The organism is Rhizobium tibeticum, assembly GCF_900110205.1.
GTDB classification, from domain to species: domain Bacteria; phylum Pseudomonadota; class Alphaproteobacteria; order Rhizobiales; family Rhizobiaceae; genus Rhizobium; species Rhizobium tibeticum.
This window is the reverse complement of record NZ_FOCV01000020.1, coordinates 16432-39743: the sequence shown is the minus strand read 5'-3', so window position 1 is coordinate 39743 and position 23312 is coordinate 16432. Positions and strand designations below refer to the sequence as shown.

22 protein-coding genes and 1 tRNA gene are annotated in these 23312 nt (G+C 59.8%); 14 read left to right on the top strand and 9 right to left on the bottom strand.

The genetic code is table 11. The annotated features are described in order from the left end of the window. Positions 1-80: 80 nt before the first annotated feature. The 3 genes from serA to BSG20_RS21020 all read left to right on the top strand — a co-directional run bounded on the left by serA (position 81) and on the right by BSG20_RS21020 (position 3818). A complete protein-coding gene (gene serA / locus BSG20_RS21030; RefSeq protein ID WP_072378103.1) occupies positions 81-1676 on the top strand; it encodes a phosphoglycerate dehydrogenase in 1596 nt (531 codons plus the stop codon). Positions 1677-1812: 136 nt separating this feature from the next. Further along, positions 1813-1971 (top strand): entericidin, encoded by a 159-nt coding sequence (locus tag BSG20_RS21025; protein WP_072378177.1) that lies wholly within the window; start codon positions 1813-1815, stop codon positions 1969-1971. Between the two features lie 668 nt (positions 1972-2639). After that, the gene (locus BSG20_RS21020; RefSeq protein ID WP_072378105.1) at positions 2640-3818 is read left to right on the top strand and encodes a transporter substrate-binding domain-containing protein; all 1179 of its coding nucleotides are present in this window, start codon (positions 2640-2642) and stop codon (positions 3816-3818) included. Positions 3819-3880: 62 nt separating this feature from the next. On the opposite strand, the gene BSG20_RS21015 is transcribed toward BSG20_RS21020, so the two are convergent. Beyond that, positions 3881-6133: a heavy metal translocating P-type ATPase gene (locus tag BSG20_RS21015; protein ID WP_072378106.1), complete on the bottom strand. Its 2253-nt coding sequence runs from the start codon at positions 6131-6133 to the stop codon at positions 3881-3883. A gap of 71 nt (positions 6134-6204) precedes the next feature. Here BSG20_RS21015 and BSG20_RS21010 point away from each other — a divergent pair, with 71 nt between their 5' ends. From BSG20_RS21010 to BSG20_RS38430, 3 genes are all read left to right on the top strand, one after another. Continuing rightward, the gene (locus tag BSG20_RS21010; protein ID WP_072378107.1) at positions 6205-6627 is read left to right on the top strand and encodes a MerR family transcriptional regulator; all 423 of its coding nucleotides are present in this window, start codon (positions 6205-6207) and stop codon (positions 6625-6627) included. A gap of 355 nt (positions 6628-6982) precedes the next feature. After that, positions 6983-7753, top strand: a complete 771-nt coding sequence (locus BSG20_RS21005; RefSeq protein WP_072378108.1) for a siderophore-interacting protein — start codon at positions 6983-6985, stop codon at positions 7751-7753. A 253-nt stretch (positions 7754-8006) separates the two neighbouring features. Continuing rightward, the gene (locus tag BSG20_RS38430; protein ID WP_280142200.1) at positions 8007-8135 is read left to right on the top strand and encodes a hypothetical protein; all 129 of its coding nucleotides are present in this window, start codon (positions 8007-8009) and stop codon (positions 8133-8135) included. A gap of 137 nt (positions 8136-8272) precedes the next feature. Here the strand turns inward: BSG20_RS38430 and BSG20_RS20995 are convergent, their stop codons facing one another. Then, complete coding sequence (locus BSG20_RS20995; protein ID WP_072378109.1) at positions 8273-9481, bottom strand: MFS transporter; 1209 nt, start codon at positions 9479-9481, stop codon at positions 8273-8275. A 264-nt stretch (positions 9482-9745) separates the two neighbouring features. Between BSG20_RS20995 and BSG20_RS20990 the strand changes: the two genes are divergently transcribed. The 4 genes from BSG20_RS20990 (at position 9746) to BSG20_RS20975 (ending at position 13541) form a co-directional block, all read left to right on the top strand. Then, the gene (locus BSG20_RS20990) at positions 9746-10561 is read left to right on the top strand and encodes a chromate resistance protein ChrB domain-containing protein (RefSeq protein WP_072378111.1); all 816 of its coding nucleotides are present in this window, start codon (positions 9746-9748) and stop codon (positions 10559-10561) included. A 1-nt stretch (position 10562) separates the two neighbouring features. Next, positions 10563-11972 (top strand): chromate efflux transporter, encoded by a 1410-nt coding sequence (gene chrA / locus BSG20_RS20985; protein ID WP_072378113.1) that lies wholly within the window; start codon positions 10563-10565, stop codon positions 11970-11972. Between the two features lie 183 nt (positions 11973-12155). After that, positions 12156-13355, top strand: a complete 1200-nt coding sequence (mnmA, locus tag BSG20_RS20980; protein WP_072378115.1) for a tRNA 2-thiouridine(34) synthase MnmA — start codon at positions 12156-12158, stop codon at positions 13353-13355. 109 nt (positions 13356-13464) lie between these two features. Next, a tRNA-Met gene (locus tag BSG20_RS20975) sits at positions 13465-13541 on the top strand. A 235-nt stretch (positions 13542-13776) separates the two neighbouring features. Here the strand turns inward: BSG20_RS20975 and BSG20_RS20970 are convergent. Next, the gene (locus tag BSG20_RS20970) at positions 13777-14115 is read right to left on the bottom strand and encodes a hypothetical protein (protein WP_072378179.1); all 339 of its coding nucleotides are present in this window, start codon (positions 14113-14115) and stop codon (positions 13777-13779) included. Positions 14116-14286: 171 nt separating this feature from the next. Next, entirely contained in the window at positions 14287-14967 is a 681-nt protein-coding gene (locus BSG20_RS20965) for a redoxin family protein (RefSeq protein ID WP_072378117.1), read from the bottom strand. Between the two features lie 1250 nt (positions 14968-16217). On the opposite strand from BSG20_RS20965, the gene BSG20_RS20960 reads away from it, so the two are divergent. Then, on the top strand, positions 16218-16916 hold the full coding sequence (locus BSG20_RS20960) for a hypothetical protein (RefSeq protein WP_072378121.1): 699 nt from the start codon (positions 16218-16220) through the stop codon (positions 16914-16916). Positions 16917-16919: 3 nt separating this feature from the next. Here BSG20_RS20960 and BSG20_RS20955 read toward each other — a convergent pair whose 3' ends face one another. The 3 genes from BSG20_RS20955 to BSG20_RS37025 all read right to left on the bottom strand — a co-directional run bounded on the left by BSG20_RS20955 (position 16920) and on the right by BSG20_RS37025 (position 19585). Further along, entirely contained in the window at positions 16920-17471 is a 552-nt protein-coding gene (locus BSG20_RS20955) for a LuxR C-terminal-related transcriptional regulator (RefSeq protein WP_083539957.1), read from the bottom strand. Between the two features lie 1100 nt (positions 17472-18571). Continuing rightward, positions 18572-18700, bottom strand: coding sequence for a hypothetical protein (locus BSG20_RS38425; protein ID WP_007793444.1), 129 nt, complete (start codon positions 18698-18700; stop codon positions 18572-18574). A 606-nt stretch (positions 18701-19306) separates the two neighbouring features. Next, positions 19307-19585 (bottom strand): hypothetical protein, encoded by a 279-nt coding sequence (locus BSG20_RS37025; RefSeq protein ID WP_072378127.1) that lies wholly within the window; start codon positions 19583-19585, stop codon positions 19307-19309. Positions 19586-19667: 82 nt separating this feature from the next. Between BSG20_RS37025 and BSG20_RS36565 the strand changes: the two genes are divergently transcribed. The 3 genes from BSG20_RS36565 to BSG20_RS20930 all read left to right on the top strand — a co-directional run bounded on the left by BSG20_RS36565 (position 19668) and on the right by BSG20_RS20930 (position 20934). Continuing rightward, positions 19668-19883 carry a hypothetical protein gene (locus tag BSG20_RS36565; RefSeq protein WP_072378129.1) on the top strand — a complete coding sequence of 72 codons (216 nt, stop codon included), beginning with the start codon at positions 19668-19670 and terminating at the stop codon, positions 19881-19883. A 382-nt stretch (positions 19884-20265) separates the two neighbouring features. Continuing rightward, on the top strand, positions 20266-20640 hold the full coding sequence (locus tag BSG20_RS36560) for a hypothetical protein (protein ID WP_167371582.1): 375 nt from the start codon (positions 20266-20268) through the stop codon (positions 20638-20640). 33 nt (positions 20641-20673) lie between these two features. Further along, positions 20674-20934 carry a hypothetical protein gene (locus BSG20_RS20930; RefSeq protein WP_072378131.1) on the top strand — a complete coding sequence of 87 codons (261 nt, stop codon included), beginning with the start codon at positions 20674-20676 and terminating at the stop codon, positions 20932-20934. Between the two features lie 67 nt (positions 20935-21001). Here BSG20_RS20930 and BSG20_RS20925 read toward each other — a convergent pair whose 3' ends face one another. Together BSG20_RS20925 and BSG20_RS38420 are read right to left on the bottom strand one after the other, a co-directional pair. Then, complete coding sequence (locus tag BSG20_RS20925) at positions 21002-21589, bottom strand: transglutaminase-like cysteine peptidase (RefSeq protein WP_072378181.1); 588 nt, start codon at positions 21587-21589, stop codon at positions 21002-21004. A 212-nt stretch (positions 21590-21801) separates the two neighbouring features. Further along, on the bottom strand, positions 21802-23289 hold the full coding sequence (locus BSG20_RS38420; protein ID WP_177309868.1) for a hypothetical protein: 1488 nt from the start codon (positions 23287-23289) through the stop codon (positions 21802-21804). Positions 23290-23312: the final 23 nt, after the last annotated feature.

The window sequence follows — 23312 nt, the reverse complement described above, 5'->3', positions numbered from 1 at the left end:
CGCATCCGGCTCCGCCGAGCAGGCGGAGCCTCGCATTCCTGATTTCATCCATCGCTGAACACTTTTGAAGGAAGCCCCCAATGGCACCTCGCGTTCTCGTATCCGACGAACTGTCGGAAACCGCCGTCCAGATCTTCCGTGATCGCGGCGTCGAAGTCGATTTCCAGCCGCAGCTTGGCAAGGACAAGGACAAGCTCGCCGAAATCATCGGCAATTACGACGGTCTCGCCATCCGCTCCGCCACGAAGGCGACGGAGAAGCTGATTTCTGCTGCGACCAACCTCAAGGTCATCGGCCGCGCCGGCATCGGCGTCGACAATGTCGATATTCCGGCCGCCTCGCGCCGCGGCATTATCGTCATGAACACGCCGTTCGGCAACTCGATCACCACGGCCGAGCATGCCATTGCGCTGATGTTCGCGGTCGCCCGCCAGATGCCGGCTGCCGATGCCTCGACGCAGGCCGGCAAGTGGGAAAAGTCGAAGTTCATGGGTGTCGAAATCACCGGCAAGACGCTCGGCGTCATCGGTGCCGGCAATATCGGCTCGATCGTCTGCGCGCGCGCCATCGGTCTGAAGATGCACGTTCTGGCCTACGACCCCTTCCTCTCGAAGGAACGCGCCGAGGAAATGGGCGTCACCAAGGTTGAGCTCGACGAGCTGCTCGCCAAGGCCGACTTCATCACCCTGCATGTGCCGATGACGGACAAGACGCGCGGCATTCTCGGCGCTGAAAACCTTGCGAAGACAAAACCCGGCGTTCGCATCATCAACTGCGCTCGTGGTGGTCTCGTCGACGAGGCGGCCCTTGCCGAAGCCATCAAGTCCGGCCATGTCGCCGGTGCCGGTTTCGACGTCTTCGAAGTCGAGCCGGCCAAGGAAAGCCCGCTTTTCGGCCTGCCGAACGTCGTCTGCACCCCGCATCTCGGCGCATCGACCACGGAAGCGCAGGAAAACGTAGCGCTGCAGGTTGCCGAGCAGATGTCGGACTACCTGGTGAAGGGTGCCGTTTCCAACGCCATCAACATGCCGTCGATCACCGCGGAAGAAGCACCGATCCTAAAGCCGTTCATCCGGCTCGCCGACGTTCTCGGTGCCTTCGTCGGCCAGGTTACCGAAGAGCCGATCAAGGAAATCGAGATCCTTTTCGACGGTGCGACAGCCACGATGAACACGCGCGCCCTGACGAGCGCACTGCTTGCCGGCTTGATCCGCACGCAGGTTGCCGACGTCAACATGGTCTCCGCGCCGATCATGATCAAGGAAAAGGGCATCGTGCTCTCCGAGGTCAAGCGGGACAAGACCGGCGTGTTCGACGGCTACATTAAGTTGACCGTCAAGACCGACTCGATGACCCGTTCCATCGCTGGTACGGTGTTCTCGGACGGCAAGCCGCGCTTCATCCAGATCAAGGGTATCAATCTCGATGCCGACGTCGGCTCGCACATGGTCTACATCACCAACACCGACGTGCCCGGCATGATCGGCTTCATCGGCACGACGCTTGGCGCCGCCGGCGTCAATATCGCGAATTTCCAACTCGGCCGTGACAAGCAGGGTGGGGATGCGATCGCGCTGCTTTACGTCGATGGTCCGATTGGCGATGAGGTGCTTGCCAAGCTGACCGCAAACGCGGCGATCCGCCAGGCAAAGCCGCTGGTCTTTGCGGTCGATTGAGTTTGCTCCCAAGGCAATGAGAAAACCCGGCGTGGGAACCTTACGCCGGGTTTTCTCGTTTTGCCTCTCGGTCGTCCAGGTTGATCACCGTCACGCGGGCGACTTTCGTTCTTTCACGGTCAATTCGGGAGCTTCCATGACAAAGTCAGCCGTCGCTATCGCCATTGCGCTTGCATCGCTAATTGGCCTCTCGTCCTGCGCAAACACGGCGAATGGTCTTGCCAGGGACGGCAGGGAGGCGGGCAATGCGCTCGATGCCAGCACGCATCGTGTCCTCAAGGCCGGCGCGAACTAAGTCCAACAGCCGGCCTCGATTCTGGGGAAGCAGTAAAGCCCGCCTGAGCAAGCGGGCTCGCGATTACTGCGGGTTCGCAGGAGCCGGAGCGGCAGGAGCCGGAGCGGCAGGAGCGGCAGGAGCCGCAGGCGTTGCCGGAGCGTCAGCGGGCGCATTCGCTGCTGGCGGATTAGCGGCCGGCGGTGTTGCCGGTGTAGTCGCTGCGGGTGGCGGCGAAGCAGGCTCGGAAGTGGTCGGAGCCGGTGCGTTCGGAGCTGTCGCGGTCGAGCTGCTCTGCGTTCTCGGCCAGTAAGTCGCTGCTAGAGCTACGATAACGACAATGGCTGCTAAAACAATCCATAGCGTCTTGCTCTTGGACGCTGAGGTATTCATCGGGTTTGGTTTGTTGAAGTCATTCGTCATGTTACTCCTCCTCTTAACGTTAACTCCCTAGCGCGCAAAATGTTCCGGGCCGCGTGCAAATTCCGAGGGTCAGCGGCGCAGGAGGTTTGCAGGCACACCAACGCCATCAAGCCAAGAGCAATTTTACCGTAACGTACTTCCAATTTACGCTCTTCCGTGGCTCGCTTCGGACCGCCGCCCAACCGGGGTGCCAGCCGGCGATCATGGCGGACTGGCCGGCCCCTGCGGGCGGTTCTTTTCGGACGTTGGAGGCTGGTGGAACGGGTATGATGGCAGTCTCCCTTGCAGTGTTTGACGCGAGCAGCGGACGCAATTGGCTGCCCGGCGTGATCCGCTATGTCGGGCGCGCGCTGATTGGTCTTGCCGCGCTCGGCGCAGCTGCGGTTGGTGAAAGCAGTGTCTATGGCCAGATGCCGCAGCAAACAAATAGGGACGACTTTCCTCAGCGAGAGCTTGTTATCGGTACCAAGGAGGCACCGCCCTTCGCGATGAAGGATGCTGACGGCAATTGGAGCGGCATTTCTATCGAGCTCTGGCGCGAGGTTGCACAGAAGCTCGGACTGCAATTTCGTCTCTCCGAAGAACCTGATGTCCAGAAGCTCATCGAAGCGACGACGCGGGGCGACTACGATGTTTCCGTGGCGGCGATCACGATCACGGCCGAACGTGAACGCAGCGTGGATTTCAGCCAGCCTTTCTACGATACCGGCCTGGGGATCGCGGTATCCGTCAACAGCGTGTCGGTGTGGCGCGAAATCATCCGGACGAAGATCTCGGCGGGCTTCCTGCAGGCGGCGGGAGCGCTGATCGGCATCTCGCTGCTCGTCGGCGCGCTGGTATGGCTGTTTGAGCGGCGCCATAACGACGACTTCGGAGGACCGGTGGGACGCGGATTGGGCGCGAGCATTTGGTGGTCCGCGGAGGCAATGACGCAAGCCAGCACCGGACATCGCGGACCGATCACGATCGCGGGCAGGGCGCTCGCGATTATCTGGATGGTGGTTTCGATCATCACGATCGCGGTTTTTACAGCCAGCGTCACGTCCGCATTGACGACCAGGCAGATGCGCGGGCTGGTCAACGGCGTGGAGGATCTGCCGAACGTGCGCGTCGGGACGCTCGCCAACTCGGCAACGATCGGCTTCCTGGACGGCGAGCGCATCAAGCATTCCACGTTTGCCCAGGTCGGAGACGGGCTCAAGGCGCTCGATGCCGGATCGATCGATGCCTTCGTGTACGACAAGCCGCTTCTCGCCTGGACAGTGGAGCAACATTTCTCCAGCATCGTGCAAGTCCTGGACATCGACTTCGAGCCGCAGAGCTACGGGCTCGCCATGCCGCTCGGCCGCCCGTATCGCAAGGCAATCGACGTTGCCGTCCTCGAGGCAATCCACGACCAGCGTTGGAGGCGGACACTGTTTCAGTACCTCGGAGAGAAACGGTAGAACGAACGACCGATGTCTCCGTGACCGACGCTCGCTGTGGATGGGCGCGAGACCGGCGATCCTTATTTGGCCGGTTTCAGCAGTCTCAGCGCATTAATGGTGACCAGTACCGTGGCGCCGGTGTCGGCCAGGATCGCGGGCCACAGGCCGGTGATACCAGCAATGGTGGTCACCAGGAACACGGCCTTCAGGCCGAGCGCGATGGTGATGTTTTCGACGATGTTACGCATGGTGCGCTTGGAAAGCGCGATCAATGCCGCAACATCGCTGACGCGGCCATGCAGGATGGCAGCGTCGGCAGTTTCGAGCGCCACATCGGTGCCGCCACCCATGGCGATACCGACATCGGCTGTAGCAAGCGCCGGAGCGTCGTTGATACCGTCCCCGACCTTGGCAACGATCAAACCATCACGCTTCAGCTCGTTCACGATGCGCTGCTTGTCCTCCGGCATCAGCTCGGCGCGCACCTCGATGCCGAGCTGCTTGCCAATGGCCTTGGCGGTGCGGCGGTTATCGCCCGTGAGCATGACGATCTTGATGCCTGCCTCAGTCAATTCCTCAAGGCCGGACTTGGCGTCGTCACGTGGTTCGTCGCGCATGGCAATGGCTCCTGCCAGCGTGTCGCCGACGACGAGCACCGAAACCGTTTTGCCATCGTCGTTGAGCGCCGTGATGCGCGCCGTCTGATCGGACGAAAGAGGAATTCGCGCGCCCGCGGCCTTGGAAGACCCGAAGAACACCGGCTGGCCCTCCACCGTCCCGGCAATGCCTTTGCCCCCTAGAGCCTTGGCGCCTGTCGTTGCGGGGAGCGTGATCCCCGCGGCCGTTGCCCTTGCCAGGATCGCCAGCGCCAGCGGATGGCTAGACCCCGTCTCAAGGGCGGCGGCATATTTGAGGACTTCGGCTTCGTCCAGTCCGAAAGCAACCACATCAGTCACCTCAGGCTTGCCTTCCGTCAGCGTGCCTGTTTTGTCGAAAGCGACGGCGGTGACTTTGCCAAGCGTCTCGAGGACCGCGCCACCCTTCAGCAGCAGGCCACGGCGCGCTCCCGAAGAAAGCGAGGCGGCAATTGCGGCCGGGGTCGAAATCACCAGGGCGCAGGGGCAACCGATCAGCAACATGGCGAGGCCCTTGTAGATCCACTCGTCCCAGGCGCCGCCTGCAAGAAGCGGTGGCAGGATGGCGATGAGGGCTGCAACGACGACGACGCCAGGCGTGTAATAGCGAGAGAAACGATCGATGAAGCGCTCCGTCGGCGCCTTGGATTCCTGCGCCTCCTCCACGAGACGGACGACGCGTGCAATCGTGTTGTCGGCCGCCGCCGCCGCCACCTTTACCCGAAGCGCTGCGTCACCGTTGACGGTGCCGGCAAAAACCATGTCACCTTCGCCTTTGCGCACTGGCGTACTCTCGCCGGTGACCGGCGCTTCGTCGATTGCACTCTCGCCGGAGAGAATGGTGCCATCAGCCGCGATGCGGTCGCCCGGACGAACCAGAATGGTCGAACCGACGGCGAGGCTCTCGGCCGGCACTTCCCGGGTCGCACCACCCTCTTCGAGGAAGGCACGCTTCGGAACCAATGTCGTCAGAGACTGGATGCTCGCGCGCGCCTTGCCGGCGGCGACGCCTTCCAGCAGTTCGCCGACCAGGAACAGGAAGACCACTGTCGCGGCTTCCTCACCTGCATTGATGATCACCGCGCCGACCGCCGCGATCGTCATCAGCATCTCGATCGAGAAGGGTGTGCCCGCGAAGGCGGCGACGACGGCGCGCCGAGCGATTGGAACAAGCCCGACGAGCATTGCCACGATGAATGCATAGGCCGCAATTGCCGGTACGAGGTGACCAATGAGGTAGGCGACAACGAGCGCTGCGCCGGAAAGGATTGTCAGGCGGCCCTTCTTGCTTTGCCACCAAGGTCCAGCCATTGGGACGTCGTGACCGTGGAGGCCCTCCAGTGCGTCCGTCGCCTTTTCCTCGGTATGTTCCTGACCTGTGTGATCGTGGTTAGCATGATCATGATCGTGATCATGGTCAGTGTGGTCGTGGTGCTGGTGTGCATGATTTGCCGCTGGTGTTTCCGCTGGCGACCTTCCGGCGACCTGAAAGACGGAATAGCCGAGGCTCGTCACTTTCCTTTCGATCGCGACAAGGTCGCTGTTGCCATCGTGGCGCACCGTCATCGTTCCTGCCGTCACCGAGACCGAAACGTCTTCGACGCCTGGCATACGCCGGACGGCGGTGTCGATCTTGGCTGCGCAGCCGGCGCAATCCATGCCGCCAACCCTGTAACGCTTCTCGACCGTTTCACCCATGATCCGCTTCCTTGTCAGACAGAGGCATCCTTCCTACATCCTCTAGCGGCTAGAGGTGCAAGAGGAAAATCATGAAAAAGATCACGATCGGCGAAGCTTCCCGGAAGAGCGGCGTCAAGGTTCCGACGATCCGCTACTACGAAAGCATCGGCCTCCTGCCGGAGCCAAACCGCAGCGAGGGCAATCAACGCTCGTACGAGCCTGCAGATCTGCGCAGGCTCGCCTTCATCCGTCATGCCCGCGAGCTTGGTTTCGAGGTGGAAGCGATCCGCGCGCTCCTGACACTGCAGGACGATCCACATCAGTCCTGCGCTTCTGCGGACGCGATCGCCAAGGCCCGTCTTGTCGAAGTCGAGCAAAGAATCCGAAGCCTGATAGCCTTGAAGGCGGAACTGGAACTGATGGTGGAAGGCTGCGGTCATGGTCGCGTCGATCGGTGCCGGGTCATCGAGGTTCTGGCCGATCACGGTCAGTGCAGTCACGCCCATCACTGACGGTGGATACCGGATCGATAAGCCAAAGAGACGATAACAGAGGCTGCTGACTGCACGCTTTTTGCCGATCCAAGCCTGGCTGATCAGGCTTGAATGGCCCGCGCCGCCAGTTGCCCGGGAAGTCTTGACTAGCTGACGGCCGCGTGAAAGTTAAACTTTCGCAACAATCGACATTTGCCGCCGGCGGTTGTTGCACAGCCCTGAGATGTCGATTACATCGGGTTCGTCAATGGCCGAGCATCTCTCGGTCACGTAAGCGTTAACGTCACTCAACGCGTATGATCGAACGGCTCTGCGGCTTCGATCTGCGCGACTGTGTCCTGCGGATCGAGGTAAAGAGCCTCTGAAGGACACGATGGATAACAATCAAAACCCAACTCGCAGCCTGCCGGCTCCACAGATCGAACGGGTTCGCCATGAACTGCGTCGTCGCACCCTGACGGTCGCCGAAGTCACCGATATCACGCCGGGCATGCGCCGCATCGTCCTCACGGGTGACGATCTCGCGGACTTCGTCAGCCTAGCGCCCGACGATCACCTGAAGATTTTCGTTCCCGCGGCCGATGGCGAAGCGCGCCGCGACTACACGCCTCGGCGGTACGACAACGATGCCCATACATTGACGATCGACTTTGCCTTGCATGAGGCGGGTCCGGTGACCCAATGGGCGATCGATGCATCCCCGGGCGATACGCTGGCCATCGGTGGGCCGCGCGGCTCAGCGGTGGTCTCCGCCAGCGTGACCCGCTGGCTGCTGATCGGCGATGAGACTGCCTTGCCGGCGATGGGACGTCGCATCGAAGAATGCGACACAGGTACAGTGATCACCGCGATCGCTGCGGTGGCCGGTCCGGCAGAGAGACAGATTTTCGAAACCAAGGCGGACCTGCATTTGCATTGGGCGGACCGTCCTCTTTCGGATGCGACGGACGCCGGGCCGCTGCTGAGGATCTTGCGCAACATGGACATCGAGCCCGGGACCTTCGTTTGGGTCGCGGCGGAGGCTTCGGTCACGCGCGCCGTCCGCGAGTATCTGGTCGCCGAAAGAGGCTATCCGCTGCACTGGATCAAGGCGTCCGGCTATTGGGTGAAGGGGAAGGCAGATACGACTGAGAAGTTCGACTAGGATCGGGCTGCGAAGCGGGCGAGCGCGTCAGGCGACGGCTCGCTGTTTCTTTGGCCCTGTCGAATGACAGAACCGACATGCCGCAATAACCTGAGCGGGCCGAAAAATGATCGGCCGGTTGGTTATTCCGGACCTCGCACCAGCGGGAACTCGTTGCCAAAGGCGAACCCGCGGCACCTAACCTTATTGAGAGGTCGTGCTGTGTCCTTAGAGAACGCTTCTGGCGCAGTCCGCCTCCGCGTGGAGAACGACAATGGCCGATACCAAGACCCTGCTGATCGCTCAACTGCTGATCGTCAGCATGATGGCCTTCTGCATGACTGGACTGTTCGGTTTCGTGAAGCTCGGGCGGACAGCTGAATGGCTGCACGAGTGGGCTTAAGGCATTTTTCACGGCCTTGCCGGTCGCATTCTGCCTGTCGATTTTCGTGGGCAAGCTTTCCTTTAAGATCGCCGGCCGGATAACCGGCAGTCGATGGTTCGCCATTTATCCAATGCGCCGGATCGCCAGCTCTGGCTTCACGAAGCACTCCTTAGGCGCTTTTTCAGCGGCAGCAGCGAAAGGCCGGCGAGCAAAGCGAAGGCCGCGCCAGCGAGGAAGGTCATCTGGTGTCCGCCCCAATCCCAAAGGGCACCGGCAAGCACGCTGGCTGCGAGAAGCGCGATACCCGCAATCAGGTTGAAGATCCCGAAGGCGGTTCCGCGCAGTTCGGCGGGTGCGGCATCCGCAACGAGGGCGGCCAACAACCCTTGCGTAAATCCCATGTGGAGACCCCATAGCAGCACCCCGATCCCGAGCCCCGCCAACCCAGGAAGAAGCGCCAGGCTGAGGTCGGCGAGAACGAGAAGCACCAGGCCGACAATCAGCAGAGTCATCCGGTCAACGCGGTCCGCCATGACGCCTGCCGGATAGGCCGACAGCCCATAGGCAGTGTTCATGACGATCAGCACGACCGGCACGAACATGACGGGAAGCCGCATCTGTTGAGCGTCGAGAATGAGGAAAGCCTCGCTGAACCGCGCAAGCGTAAATACTGCCGAAACGGCAACGACCAGCCAGTAGATCGCAGGCAGCCTGACCAGCTCCGAGCGGTGGAACGGCACCCGAACGCGGCGCTGCTCGGTCCGCTGCGGTTCCTTGACGACAAAGAGGATAATCGCGACGGAGCAGAACGCCGGGATGACCGCGATCCAGAAGACTGTCGAATAGTGGTCGGCCGTCCACCACATCAAAACAAGAGCCAGCGCCGGCCCAAGGAATGCGCCGACCGTGTCGAGCGATTGGCGCAGACCGAAACTTGCGCCACGGATTTCCTTCGGACTGATATCGGCGATCAGGGCGTCGCGCGGCGCGCCCCTGATGCCCTTGCCGACGCGGTCTATGAAACGTGCTGCCATCAGCCAGCCAAGCGAGGGAGCCAAGGGAAAGACAGGCTTTATCAACGCAGCCATGCCGTAGCCGAGGGCCACAAGCAGCTTTCGCTTGCCAAGCCAATCACTCAGTGCTCCGGAAAACACCTTGGTGATGGCGGCGGTCGCCTCGGCAATGCCTTCGATCAGGCCGACCGCAAATGCCGAGGTACCGAGGACGGCAACCATGTAGACCGGAAGCAGCGCGTGGATCATCTCGGAGGAGATGTCCATGAAAAGGGAGACGAAGCCAAGAGCCCAGACGCCTTTCGGGATCGCCCGCAGGGCCACGGGTCTTGCGCCGGCGACGTAGACCATTCGAACTACCTTTCACAAACTAACCCGCCATGGGTGTTCTGCTTTTGAAATCTGACGGCGACCTGAAGACCCTTCAGCTTTGGCTGCTGCGGCATCGTTGTGTTCAGTCGCTACATCTCAATTGTTTCCGGCAGCGCAGACCGGTGGAAGGTGTTGACATACCCGATCCACCGTGGATCATATGGTTCATGGGGTCGCGATCACCCCACGAGGCGCCAGCCGAAGAGTCGCGTCCAACGAAGCCGCTAAAACGGAGGACGCGCGATGCCGTCATTCACCGAAATCTCAACCGATAAACTGAACCGCCTCATCGGCACGCCGGGTGCACCGGTTTTGATCGATGTGCGCAATGACGAGGACTTTTCCGCCGACCCTCGTCTCATCCCCGGATCTATCCGCAAACCATTCAAGGATGTGGACCAATGGGGTGCTGAAATCCACAGCCCGGCCGTCATCGTCTGCCACCATGGCGCCAAGCTCAGCCACGGCGTAGCCGCGCATCTTCGTGTCATGGGCGTGCAGGCCGAAACGCTCGAGGGAGGGTTCGAGGCATGGATCAAGGCAGGCGGCCTCGCCGTGCCCGAGGATAAGCTGCCGCCTCGCGAGGCAAAGGGGCGGACGGTTTGGGTCACCCGTGCCCGCCCGAAGATCGACCGTATAGCGTGCCCCTGGTTGATCCGCCGCTTCGTGGATCCGTCCGCTGTCTTTCTGTTCGTTCCTGCCGCGGACGTGCTCATGGTCGCCGACCGTTTCGGGGCAACACCCTTCGACATCGAGGATGTCTTCTGGAGCCATCGCGGCGATCGATGCTCGTTCGATATCATGGTGGAGGAATTCGCACTTCAATCCGGGCCGCTCCTTAGGCTTGCTACAATCGTCAGGGCTGCAGATACCTCAAGGCTTGATCTCGCGCCCGAAGCGGCGGGATTGCTGGCGGCTTCGCTCGGGCTCTCGCGGATGTTTGCCGACGACCTCGAGCAATTGGAGGCAGGCATGACCCTGTACGATGCTTTCTACCGATGGTGCCGGGACGCGACCGAGGAAACCCACAATTGGCCCTCCGCGAAGAAGGGAAGCTGAGATGGCCAACCTTGTCACAGATACGCCCGCCGAGGGTACGGCGGGCGGGACGAGCCACGGCATCTCCTTCGGCGAGGCGTTTCGCGTCTGGTTGCGCGTAGCGGCTCTCAGTTTCGGCGGCCCGGCCGGGCAGATCGCCGTCATGCACAGGATCGTTGTCGACGAAAAGAAGTGGATCGGCGAACAGCGTTTTCTGCACGCTCTCAACTATTGCATGCTGTTGCCTGGGCCCGAGGCGCAACAACTCGCCATCTACATCGGCTGGCTTATGCACAGGACGGCCGGAGGGCTTGTGGCCGGCATTCTTTTCGTTTTGCCCGGCTTCCTGTCCATCCTGGCCCTCAGTTACGTCTACGTGGTGTTTGGAAACGTCGATGCCGTCGAAGGCATGTTCTTCGGCCTCAAGGCCGCCGTGCTTGCCGTCGTCGTGCAAGCCGTCATTCGGATCGGGGGCAGGGCGCTCCGGAACCCGGCCATGGTCGCCATCGCGGCCGCGGCCTTCCTGGGGATCTTTGTTCTTCATGTCCCGTTCCCGCTGATCATTCTGGTCGCGGCGATCATAGGTCTAGCGGGGGCCAAGTCCGGCTCGAGGCTCTTCCAGGCAGGCAATGGCCACAAGGCCACGGCCGGTCGTGTTCTTGCCGACGCAGACTCCGCGCTTGGCGAGGAAACGCCGGTCCATGCGCGGCCGAACCTAGTGTGGTCGCTGAAGATTTCGGCTGTCATGCTTGCGCTTTGGCTCGGGCCGCTGCTGCTGCTCTATGTCTTCCGCGGCGGAGATGATGTGTTCACGCAGATCGGCGTCTTTTTCAGCAAGATGGCCGTGGTGACCTTCGGTGGCGCATACGCCGTGCTCGCCTATGTCGCGCAGGAAGCGGTGCAGCACTATGGCTGGCTGCGGCCGACGGAGATGCTCGACGGGCTCGGCATGGCCGAGACGACGCCAGGCCCACTGATCATGGCTCTCCAGTTCGTGGGGTTCATGGGCGCTTATCGCGACCCAGGAACCCTCGACCCGATCACAGCCGCTACGCTGGCTGCGATGCTTACGACCTGGGTGACGTTCGTGCCGTGCTTCCTCTGGATTTTTCTCGGTGCGCCTTTCATTGAAAAGCTTAGGGGCAATGCGGCGCTAGCGAGCGCAATGTCAGCCATCACCGCTGCCGTGGTCGGCGTTATTCTGAACCTCGCGATCTGGTTCGGTCTGCATTTCCTGTTCACAGAGGCGCACATCCACCGGTTCGGTCCTATATGGATCGAGCTGCCCGTGTGGTCGTCGCTGGCCCTGCCATCGCTCGTTCTCAGCATTGCCGCCGCTGTTGCGATCTTCCGGTTCAGGATGTCGGTTATTCCCACACTGTTCGGATGTGCGGTGGCTGGGATGGCTTGGAGGCTGTTCGGGTTACTTTAAAGCAATTGCGTAAGGGTTGAAATCTGCTCCGAGATGCCCGCAAATCCCTCGCCTCTTGCGCAGGAACCCAATCCTTTCTATATCCTCGGCAACGAAAGTCCGGCGGCCGATCCCGCGCGGACACACGAAATCCGCTGGCTCTGACGGGCGGATCGCAACAAGCTTGGAATTGGCAGCCAACCCGTGAACACACTGGATTTTGACAAGAAGCCGGAAGATACCCGCGTTGTCGTCGCCATGTCGGGCGGCGTTGACAGCTCCGTGGTCGCAGGCATTCTCAAACGCCAGGGTTATGACGTGCTCGGCATCACGCTGCAGCTCTATGATCATGGCGCGGCCGTTCACCGCGCCGGCTCCTGCTGTGCCGGCCAGGATATCGACGATGCCCGTCGTGTTTGCGAGACGCTTGGTATTCCCCATTATGTGCTGGACTACGAGAAGCGGTTCCGCGACACTGTGATCAATCCCTTCATGGAAAGCTACGTGGCCGGCGAGACGCCAATCCCCTGCGTTTCTTGCAATCAGACCGTCAAGTTCGCGGATCTCCTGGCAACGGCCAAGGAGCTTGGTGCAGACGCGTTGGCAACTGGCCACTACATTCGCTCGCGGTCCAATCCGGCACCTGGCAATCCCGGTCGCCGCGCGCTTTATCGTCCCGCCGATGCCGATCGCGACCAAAGCTACTTCCTGTTTGCGACGACGCAGGAGCAGATCGACTACCTGCGCTTTCCGCTTGGCGGCCTACCCAAGGCCGAAACCCGTAAGCTTGCCGAAGAGATGGGCCTTGTCGTCGCCAAAAAGGCTGACAGCCAGGACATCTGTTTCGTGCCGCAGGGCAAATACTCCGACATCATCAACAAGCTGAAGCCGAATGCGGCGCTCGCAGGCGAGATCGTCCATCTCGACGGCCGCGTGCTAGGCCAGCATGAAGGCATCCTGCACTACACCATCGGCCAGCGCCGCGGCATCGGCATCGCCACTGGCGAGCCGCTCTATGTCGTCTACCTCGATGCCCGGTCTCGCCGGGTCATCGTCGGGCCGAAGGAGGCGCTGGAGACGCACCGCGTCTATCTGCGGGATGTCAACTGGCTCGGCGACAAGCCGCTTGCCGAGGCTGCCGCGGGAGAAGGCTTCGCATGCTTTGCCAAGGTCCGCTCGACGCGGGCACCGACACCCGCTGTCCTGCATGCCGATGCGAGCGGCATCTACGTCGACCTTGCGATCGGGGAGGCTGGTGTTGCGCCGGGCCAGGCCTGCGCACTCTATTCGGCGCCTGGCGACGACGCCCGCGTTTACGGCGGTGGTTTCATCGAGCGTTCCGAGCGCGAACCGGCGGCGGAAGCCTCGCTGAAGGCCCTGCTAGCGAGCCCGGTCGCAGCTTGAAAAAGCCTGTGGTATTTTCTCGATCATGCGCTTGACACAAAGCCGAAGCGCACCTTATAAGCCGCTCATCCCACGGGCCGCCGCATCGCGAATGGCACCGTTGACCAGTGGCGGAGTAGCTCAGTAGGTCAGAGCAGAGGAATCATAATCCTTGTGTCGGGGGTTCAAATCCCTCCTCCGCTACCAGTCAACTAACTGAAATTATTACATAATTTGTAATTGTTGGCTGCCTGGTCCGTGTTGCGGTGTTGCATGCCATAACGGCCCATTTCCGGGCTTTTCAACCTGTTGCAGTTTATTACTTGCAACGGATGCAACACGAAAAACCCTCCGGCATACGCGCCGACCGGGCCAAGTCTTCCTTGTGGTGGTGCGCCCTTATGTGGTGGCTGCGCGTTCCCTAACCTGCGAATGCCACCGGCTAGAATTCAAAATAGAGGGTCACTCCCGACCGCCGGTGGTAGCCATAATAGTCAGGGTAGCCGCCATAGTAGCGAGGATAGCCATAGTACCTCGGATAACTGCGGTATCCATATGGGCGAGAGTAGCAGTTGCCGTAGTAACGGCAGGAACGGTAGGCGTACCGCCGGTTCCAGTAGCGATCCGAACGCCAATGGTCATGGTGCCGGTTTTTGACCTGCACGACAATGCCGGTCTGCACTTGTTCTACTTTCGGCACGAACATCGGCGCGGCGTTTAGCGGGAGGGCGAAACAGGCAGCCAGGACTACAGCTGCGAGGGCGGATAAGAGCTTTTTCATCATAAACTCCTCCTCGCTAACTACATAGAACCATCGCGCCTGAACCGCCCATGAACACATGTGTGCCGCGTCTTGCGCTTTTCGCGGAGTTCTGCATGGTCCGGTATGGCGATTGTCCGCGTGGCAGAGTCAACGGGCCGGCGCGCTGATCGTCGACCGAGTTTTTCGCTGTCAATGTGCGACTTGGGAAGCTACCGACATCAATTCTTCGGGATCGAGCACCCGGCATACATTTCGGCCTTCCTCTTCAACTTCTGTGAAGCTCCAGCGCACCACACCTTCTCGATCGAGCAGGAAATGGCCGACTAGCTGCATCTGTCCGGGTATGCTCATCTGCTGGTCGGCTTCTGTGATCTCGTACCCATCCTTCTTGCTGAGAAGGTCGCCCGCGGCCGCCGGATCCATCGGTTCGGGCAACTCCCCCGGCAGATCAACCCGCATTGTCATGACCACATCCATTCCGACCTTGTAAGGCCAGTTGGTCTCATTCTGCGTGAACTCAAGGATGGGTAAGCCGAAAGCGCGGTGCGAAGCTCGCTCCGGGTCGGATGCAGCATGAAGACCGGGTATCGGATGATAGCGGAAATAGTGTCGCGCGCGTTCGACCGGGGTGTTTACCACCGCTAGAGAGTCGACGCCTTTCTCGTGTAGGGCCGGGACGAGCTGTGCCATCGCCGCGACATGGCGTCGGCAGAACGGACAAAGCAGGCCTCGAAACAAACCTATCAACAACGGGCTACGGCCGCGAAATTCATCAAGTGCGATCTTCCCCTCGCGTGAGATCGCATCCAGCACGATGTTCGGGGCTTGGTCGCCCGGTTGTAACGGATGGTCCAAATAATGCGCAGACATGGACAACCTCCTCGCCCGAAGGACCAGTCAATGAGAGACAACGCGACAAGTGCTTCGAGGTCGAACCCGTGCGGCGCGCATGCGGCTTGACGCCGTGGCGACGGGCATAGCGCGCTCCTGCTTCCGTGACGGCGCGGTCGCCGCAACTTCGCCATCCGGCTATCCGGACATCCCGCCACGTTCAATGCTAACACTCGCTGCAATCGGCGACAAGAATACCTTGCCGCGGCGGCAGGAGGAACGGCTGCTGCCGCTGATGGCGGCGTGTAGCATCGTTGCGATCCAAGACCGATTCCAGCCACGCGTTACGTCCGAGTGTGCAATGGGCATGACAGCCGAGGCACGAACTTCCGCGTGGGGCGCCAAAAGCCGACGACGCCTACGGCAGCTTTGCGCCGCCAATACCGAACATTGCCTTTTTTCAGAAAGGCGTAAATGGTTTTGAAGAAATGCTGCTTCGCCGCTCGTCCCCCGTTGCATAGCGGGGCATATCATTTACAGCAGCCTGACAGGCATCACGGATTTCAGTCTGGCTAGAATTTCGATCCCAGAGTTCCGCCATCAAGGTGATGATGATGGCAGTCAATGGTTGTTCGAAAGAAGGGTGTCGCGAGCAGAGTTCCGCGCACCGCGCTGCGAAGTCTGCTGCTGCCGACAGCGATCCATCTTGCCAGTCGTCACTGTCCGACCATCCTTCAATTCCGTTACTCCGATGCAGAACAGAGATTATAGGAAGCTGGCATGACCGCAAAGGGCGGCCGGAAGCGGTCATGACCGAGTGGCGGCTTTGCGAGGAAACGGTCAAGGGTTTTATGACGTCAAACGGTCGTTCGACCGACATTGAGGCGCCCTATTGTAAAGCGGGTACTTTGCCCAGACTTCGTTGTTGTACCGCCTTGGTACCGACTCGCAGCCTTTCGAGGGCGGTCCAAGGGTTCGCAAGGTCACGAATCCTTTGACGTTGTCAACGGAATGCGATTTCGGTGGCGGTCGGTCCCGGTTTCCGCCGAACCGGCGGTGCTAGCTAGACCTCCTGCGGCCGCCTCCTTCCCGAAATCGCATGCGCGAATTCCCGCGACATCCCTAGGGGCGCTGTACTTTTCGCTCTGATCTGCTCATTTTTTCCGAAGTGGTGCCCAACGCTTGGCAACCGTAAGAAAGGGTAGATCTACGTATCCGTCTCAGCTTCCGCATTAAGAATTCGATCCTAGGTTGCTCATCAAATCAAACTGCGAGCAGACGAGGAACCTATGAACGCAATTTCCAAACTTCAATATGGCAATCGCTTTGGCGATGACGTGACCAAGATCGCCCGGATGTCGCTCTCCGTGGCTGCGAGCTCATCCGACGCCCAGATCGCGCAGGCAAAGTACTCGAACTGGTTCCGCGGAGAGGACAGCAAGCCGGAACCGATGGCGACATCGAGCCGGAAGTTCAGAAGGATCACGGCAGAGATGGCGATTGCCGAAGTGGCTGCCGCGACGAAGGAGAACTTGTCCATCCTTGGCAACGACGCCAGTGATCTATTCACCTCCAAGCTTCCTGCCGGCCACAAGATGCGCAAGGCGATCCGTTCGTCCATTTTGCAGGGCATCCCGTATCTGGGAACTTGCAAGTTCGGCGAGATCATTACTGATCGTGGTCAGGACAGGTATGGTGTGACGCAGATATTCATCGCTAATTTTGACGGCAATCTGGATACGACCGAGGGCGCGAACTTCTACGATCCTTCAAGCCGGGAGTTCGACCAAATGTTCTACGGTGTCCACATCATCGTAGACCGGTTCGGCAATCCGCTGGGCTTCAATCGCGACCGTGGCAAAAACGGGATTGCGTTCAAGACGAAGGACATTACGAAGGCGTTTTATAGCATCGCATCGACAAGTACCGGCCTGTCTGTAGAGGCACTTCAGGAGCGTGCCTTTCCTATCAAGAAAGCCGTCAGATAGCTGCTACAGGGCTCCTCGTCGATCGACCTGCGTGGCGACGAGCTTCGCCACCAGATGCACCAGGTTCTTGGCCTCGAGTCGTAGCTTCATCTTCTCAATCCGGTGCTCGATGGTCCTCGGTGACAGATTCAGAAATTCCGCAATTTCCTTGGCAGGATGGCCTTCGATGAGAAGCTGTATGATGCCTTCGTCCGTTATATCTGTCTTTGCTTCCTGAATCGGAGGTATGAAGAATCTCCCTTCGGCAAGACTTATGCACCACGCCGGCTTCCCATCACATCTCTGCGGCAGGATTAGGCGTTCGTAACCTATGCGAACACCAAGTAGCTTCGTCTTGACGAGATCGACCGTCGGCCGCCGCGAGTCGACGGCACGCGAATACGTCGGAATGATCGCGTCGTCCACGAACGATCTGTTGAGATCGCGCAGGGCGGAATCCGGGAACTCCCCCCTCATCCTGTCCAGCAGGCGGCTCTTGAAGCCGAAATCCTTCACCCTGTGAAAGTGCCAATCATAAGGATTGTCTTGAGCCGTCTTCACGACGGATAGTGCCATTTTGATGCTCAGCCTGGCGATAACTCCGGCATACAGGCTTTTAGGATCGTCCATCGAATCGGCCTGCAACCATGCATCGATGAGATCGTGAGAAATTGTATTGAATGAAGTCATATCCAGCGCGACTTTGAAACCAAGTTATCCATTTATTTCAAATACATCGCATATTTGTTACCAAAAGGTTGTTGCGTAAGTGGAAGACATCCAACGGTAGCGATAATGTCCCGGCAGGTAGCCTCGCTCCTTTCCACGACGAATCTCCCTCGCTTCGGATCGAGCCGCGTGTCTCGATCCGATCGCCTACGGCGACCGCTCCTCCCGATTAGTCGCGGAACCTTTCGCTCAGTGACGACAAGCCCAGCGGGCTCGACACGGCCTACGGCCTGCGGCATCCCCCTGTGGGGCATGCCTGTTCGAGCATGGCGGGCTGGACTGGGGTATTTGGTGGAAGATCGATGGCAAGGTAACCGCGGCCCGTACTGAGGCCGCTGCCGCCGCAGCAACTGCTTCCGCCGTGGCAGCGCTGGCGCGAGAAGAGCTTGCGGCGCACAAGCTCTACACTGCCGAACACTATGTTTCGAAGGCGGGCCTCCGCGAGACCAGGTCGACGCCTGAATCAAGACACAATCGAAGGGAGTTCATCGCCAACCGTTGTAGCGGCACGTTCGTTCGGACTGAACCGATGATGGCGGCCGGCTTTTGAGGCGATGGGTTTCGCTGATAGGCAAATCGACGCCTTCTTCACTGCCGCGTCTAGGCTTTAAGATCTCTTCTGAACTGGCCAAGGTCCAACCCGGTCACGGCCTCGCAGCCAATCGTGCCCGGCTTTTTGGCTGAGTTGCGGGTTGTTTCACGGCCGGCGTAGCCGCGTGGTTTAAAGAAAGAATTGGCATCCAATTGAAACAATGGCAATGGCCAATGGCATTGTGAGCACCATGGCGATGCTTTGCCAGTCGGCTTGATGTTGATAAGCCTCCGATGTCATCCTAGCTCCTCCCCACATGAATTTGGAGCCTACCGGACCTACGAGCGATGTCGTCTCAAAATAAGTTTCTGGCTGTAATATTGATGGCAATATCGCCGGCCCGCCCCGTGACGAGCTAGAAAGTGGTTTCCTGTACCAGCCACCACACAGGAAGAAATGCCAGCGCAATCGCTGCTAGCCAGACCGAGGCGAATTTGACCAGATACTGCCGTCTCGCTTTCGCTTCGTCCCACTCGTAGTACATCGCCAACTCCCAACTTTAGGCTTCACTACTTGAAGCATCGCTTCAGCGGCGAGTCGAGTGCGGAACTGCAACACTCCCCTTCAGACAGATCTTGATCATCCTATGGACCGCAAGATTTTCTTCGCCGCGATGCGCCGTCACGCATCCAGTATTTTCGGCACGTGGCTAACTCAGGGGCAGGTCGATGGCGTCGCCTGCATGACCCGGAAATCTTGTTACCCGTTGCTTCCATCCTGTCATTAACGGGGCTCTATCTGGTTGTTTGCACTCGGCGTTGCGACCGAACGACGATATTCAGACATCGCAGTCCGCAAAACAATCTGCCAGTTTCCGAAGTCGACAAGGCCCGAGGAATCCAGTCGGTGATAGGAGCCGCTACGGTCCTCCGCTACCACTATTCCCCTTGCATTTTGCAACGCTTCGGCGCAGCGGCTGCAATTCTCGATCGCGAGTAGCTCGACGGTCGTCGATTGAAATTGAGGGAGAATCTGAAAGGACCGTGGGGCGGAGAGAACAGTCGTCAGGTTCGATGTTGCATAGCCCAAGAGCAGAAGGCAATGACCGGCCGACGGCTTTGGGAGCCCGCCCTGCAGTTCCTGGAATCTTCTACTGGAGAGGGCGTCCTTGAATGGCAGCGCGCGTCCGCTCGAAGCTTGGCGGAGATACTGCTGAAATCACAGTGCCAAAATGCCTTTCCAGTTCCCTGGATAGGTCGTCGGCGGAGGTCATCCCGTGCCGGAAACGTTCGATGAGCAGTTTCGCCGCGACGTTGTATCGTTCGGGATGAGCAACGCTACTGGCCGAACAGTATCCAGCCGCATCCAAGACGCCTTGCAGCATCGTGAGGTCTTTTGACTTCAAGACAGAGCTAAGTTCGGAAGACATTTCGGTCCTCCTTCCATTTGGGGCAAGGGCCGGTAGCCCTGATGCAGCAGCGCCCGTAACATTGGCTGCTGACGGAGCCACCATGCCTGAGCGCGGCTCCGCATACAAGGTGATTCCTGCAATTTTCGTTTTTATAAGGTTTCGGGAACAAAACCAAAAATTGAGGTTGCGTTTCATGCGGGGAGTGCCTATATCCCTGCCATCGGCATTGCTGATGAGCGCTGGAAGGTATCTGTCGCTCGCAATCGCCGCAATTGCTTTTCAGCTTTTGACCACGGATGTACTGGCACTGGTGTGAGTAGCGATGTGAGGAAGGTCGGTGCGGTTTCGCCCCGGCCTTTTTTGTTGGCTGATCCACCGGTCTAGAGCTTGGTTTAAACACAATGGCGGCTCAGCCAGCCTGATCGAGTTTGCTAGTCGAGCTTCGTTTCGCGCCCGTTGGCGTCAAGCAGGCCTTTTCTCTCAAAATCGGTTCCATCTGCCGGGCCAGTCGGGCAGCGATCACTCTTGCAACGAAGAGGAATCGAGACTGAGCAAAACCGATGCGGCTGAGATCCAGCGTTAATCAGAGCGACAAGTTGCAAATACGAGCGGTGGAGGGCACTTAGGGGGAAGCATTTTTGGCCAGGCCTCGAAGCCGAGGCCGCAGGTGGAGCGGGCGGACAATCTCGGCCGAGTGGATGGCGGAAGACGTCTTCCGTTCCTTCGCAGAAAGCCCGCCGTCAAACGCGACGCGCGACAACAGCTCTTGGCGCAAGGTTGCCAAATCGGCTTTTCAGAATGATTGCGCTGCATCATTAGGCATCCAACCCGTCTCTAAACATATTGATGTTATTATCTTTTCGCTTTCCGATCCTGGATGCGATGCATTTCAGTTCACGCAGCATCGACACGGAAACGATGATCCCAGAGATGCGTTGAAAGGCGGCTTCCACTACCAGCCAAATCGCATTTTCTTCTGTGGAATTTTCAATAAACTTTGGCCTCGGGCCTTTCTCCTTTGCGAACGCTATGCACGATGGTGGATCCGCAGGGGTGTCATCATTGCGGCTTAGACTGCTCGACGAAATCACGGATCGGATTTGAGAATGGCGAAGGAGCCGAAACTGGAGCATTCCGACCTTGCTGGTGAGTTCACCGATGACGGCGTAACGGTGCTCGTCGACATCTTCCGTCCTGCGGGCACGAATGGCGACTGGAAGATGGAAGTGGTGACCCAGCACGAGGACCTCATCGAATGGGAGGCGCCCTTTGCGACCGATCGCGAGGCGTTTGACGAGTTTCTGGCGACGGTCGCGCGTGAAGGGATCAGAACATTTTTGGAAGAAGAGGACCCGTCGGTCCACTAACCTTTGCTCGGTCTCATGAAGGAGCACTGCTGGATCGGGCAATTGGCGAATGCGGTATCCCGCTTCCTCACGTTCCGGAGAATTGGGCAGCTCTCGGGCCCGCAAGCGTTACTTGCCAGTCACTCTTGTTGCTGAAGTTCTGGCTTGCCAAGAAAGTATATCCTGTGCTTTCCCAAGGTTTTACTTTACCGGCGAGATTGTCGAGCACATAGTCGCCTGACTTCAATCGCGCCAGCAGGACGACATGGTTGTTGCCGCCTCGATCGATGACGACCGAAAGCGCCAGTTTGTTTGATGCAAAGCCTGCGCCGAGCAGCGTTTTCAGCTTCAGCAGCGCATAGTCTTCGCAGTCGCCTTTGTTGTTAACGGGCAGCGACCAGTATTCCGATTTTCCTGATGTCTGTGCGTCCGTTGCTGCTGCAACGCCGGCGTTGACCTGCCTATTCACCTTCTGGAGCAGGGGCATCGCCTCTCCGTCGCTCATCTCGCGACCGCCAGTGCCATGGCAGAGCCAAGCGTAGCGCGTGCATGCGGAGGGGAAGCCTATCGGGGCTCCGATCGAGCGTGATGGGCGAAGGGCGGACCCTGCGTAGCTCTCACCCGCAAACGCTGCGAAAACAAGAGTGAACGCCGCGAAAGCTACAAAGGCTCGCATCGAAAACATCCCTTCGGCTGAGTGCTGACCTGCCAATTATACACTTTAAGCTGCTACCTTTAATTAGAATTTTATATTTTAAAGGTTAACCATGTACTAACGTTCTAGGGTCTGTTTGCGATAGTTATTCTTCTTTTTACTTTATTAATACTGTATAAACCTCCTCGTTAACGCTCTGTTAACTGTGGGAGTGAGTAACTATGCGTACAAATTTACTGGTAATTCCTGCCGGCGTCGCTTTTCTTCTTGCCGGAACCAGCCTCGCAAGTGCACAGAGCCAGCGGCTCAATTGTCAGGTGGTGCGGCCAGGGACGATTGAGGAGAGATTGTGCGGGCCGGTAGCATCTATCAATCTGAATCCTTTTGCCGATCCTGATCATCACGGCGGTCGATTGCTGGGAGGCAGGCAGACCGCAGGCAATTCTTCCGGAGGAGGGAATGCCGGCGGCTCCGACGCTAGCAGCGGCGGTAGCGCTGGCCGCGGTGATAGCAATGGACACGGCGGCAGCAGCAATACGGGCGAAGGTTCTGGTAGCACCGGCGGTGGCAATGGCGGCGGTGGCAATGGGAATGGTGACGGCGGCGATGGCAGCAGCGGCGGTGGCGGCGGTGGTGGTGGCCATCATCACCATGGCCCGAAAGACCACCACGGCCCCAAAGATCATGGCCCTCGTGGCGATGGACCGAAAGACCACCACGGTCCGAGAGATCACGGCCCTCGCGGCGAGGGTCCGAAGGATCACCACGGTCCCAAGGGCGACGGCCCTCGCGGCGATGGCCCGAAAGACCACCACGATCCGAGAGATCACGGCCCCCGCGGCGATGGTCCGAAGGATCACCACGGTCCCAAGGGTGACGGCCCTCGCGGCGATGGCCCGAGAGATCACCACGGTTCGAAGGGTGATAACCCTCGCGGTGACGGTCCCAGGGATCATCACGGCTCCAAGGGCGACGGGCCCCGGGGCGATGGCCCAAAAAGCCAGCACGCCTCCAAGGGTGACGGTCCGCGTGGTGGTCATAACCACGGCGGGGGCAGCCAAGGTGGCGAGAGCCGAGGCGGCGGCAACCAGGGTGGAGACAACCAAGGTGGCGGCGACCAGGGCGGCGGCAATCAGGGTGGCGGTAACCAAAACGGCAGCAGCCAGAGCGGCGGCAACCAAGGTGGCGGCAACCAGGGCGGCGGCAACGAAGGTGGCGGCAACCAAGGCGGCGGCAATCAGGGTGGCGGCAACCAGGGCGGCGGCAACGAAGGGGGTGGCAACCAGGGCGGCGGCAACGAAGGTGGCGGCAACCAAGGCGGCGGCAATCAGGGTGGCGGCAACCAGGGCGGCGGCAACGAAGGTGGTGGCAACCAGGGCGGCGGCAACGAAGGTGGCGGCAACCAGGGTGGCGGCAACGAAGGTGGCGGCGGCCAAGGCGGCAGCAACGAAGGTGGTGGCAATCAGAGTGGCGGCAACCAAGGTGGCAGCAACCAGGGCGGCGGCAACGAAGGTGGTGGCAATCAGGGTGGCGGCAACCAAGGTGGCGGCAACCAGGGCGGCGGCAACGAAGGTGGTGGCAACCAGGGTGGCGGCAACGAAGGGAGTGGCAGCCAGGGCGGCGGCAACCAGAGTGGCGGCAACCAGGGCGGCGGCAACGAAGGTGGCGGCGGCCAAGGCGGCAGCAACCAGGGTGGCGGTAACGAAGGCGGTGGTAACCATGGCGGTGGCCACGGCGGAAACCA

Coding starts and splice junctions, on each gene's coding strand:
- BSG20_RS37025 (WP_072378127.1), bottom strand. CDS start 19,585: ATGTCTTCCGAACTTAGCTCTGTCTTGAAGTCAAAAGACCTCACGATG.
- BSG20_RS21015 (WP_072378106.1), bottom strand. CDS start 6,133: ATGGGTGAAACGGTCGAGAAGCGTTACAGGGTTGGCGGCATGGATTGC.
- BSG20_RS36560 (WP_167371582.1), top strand. CDS start 20,266: ATGGCGGAAGACGTCTTCCGTTCCTTCGCAGAAAGCCCGCCGTCAAAC.
- BSG20_RS20960 (WP_072378121.1), top strand. CDS start 16,218: ATGAACGCAATTTCCAAACTTCAATATGGCAATCGCTTTGGCGATGAC.
- chrA (WP_072378113.1), top strand. CDS start 10,563: ATGGCCAACCTTGTCACAGATACGCCCGCCGAGGGTACGGCGGGCGGG.
- serA (WP_072378103.1), top strand. CDS start 81: ATGGCACCTCGCGTTCTCGTATCCGACGAACTGTCGGAAACCGCCGTC.
- BSG20_RS38425 (WP_007793444.1), bottom strand. CDS start 18,700: ATGTACTACGAGTGGGACGAAGCGAAAGCGAGACGGCAGTATCTGGTC.
- BSG20_RS20995 (WP_072378109.1), bottom strand. CDS start 9,481: ATGGTCTACGTCGCCGGCGCAAGACCCGTGGCCCTGCGGGCGATCCCG.
- BSG20_RS21020 (WP_072378105.1), top strand. CDS start 2,640: ATGATGGCAGTCTCCCTTGCAGTGTTTGACGCGAGCAGCGGACGCAAT.
- BSG20_RS38430 (WP_280142200.1), top strand. CDS start 8,007: ATGGCCGATACCAAGACCCTGCTGATCGCTCAACTGCTGATCGTCAGC.
- BSG20_RS21005 (WP_072378108.1), top strand. CDS start 6,983: ATGGATAACAATCAAAACCCAACTCGCAGCCTGCCGGCTCCACAGATC.
- BSG20_RS21025 (WP_072378177.1), top strand. CDS start 1,813: ATGACAAAGTCAGCCGTCGCTATCGCCATTGCGCTTGCATCGCTAATT.
- BSG20_RS20990 (WP_072378111.1), top strand. CDS start 9,746: ATGCCGTCATTCACCGAAATCTCAACCGATAAACTGAACCGCCTCATC.
- BSG20_RS20955 (WP_083539957.1), bottom strand. CDS start 17,471: ATGGCACTATCCGTCGTGAAGACGGCTCAAGACAATCCTTATGATTGG.
- BSG20_RS36565 (WP_072378129.1), top strand. CDS start 19,668: ATGCCTGAGCGCGGCTCCGCATACAAGGTGATTCCTGCAATTTTCGTT.
- BSG20_RS20925 (WP_072378181.1), bottom strand. CDS start 21,589: ATGCGAGCCTTTGTAGCTTTCGCGGCGTTCACTCTTGTTTTCGCAGCG.
- BSG20_RS20965 (WP_072378117.1), bottom strand. CDS start 14,967: ATGTCTGCGCATTATTTGGACCATCCGTTACAACCGGGCGACCAAGCC.
- BSG20_RS38420 (WP_177309868.1), bottom strand. CDS start 23,289: ATGGTTACCACCGCCTTCGTTACCGCCACCCTGGTTGCTGCCGCCTTG.
- BSG20_RS21010 (WP_072378107.1), top strand. CDS start 6,205: ATGAAAAAGATCACGATCGGCGAAGCTTCCCGGAAGAGCGGCGTCAAG.
- BSG20_RS20970 (WP_072378179.1), bottom strand. CDS start 14,115: ATGAAAAAGCTCTTATCCGCCCTCGCAGCTGTAGTCCTGGCTGCCTGT.
- BSG20_RS20930 (WP_072378131.1), top strand. CDS start 20,674: ATGGCGAAGGAGCCGAAACTGGAGCATTCCGACCTTGCTGGTGAGTTC.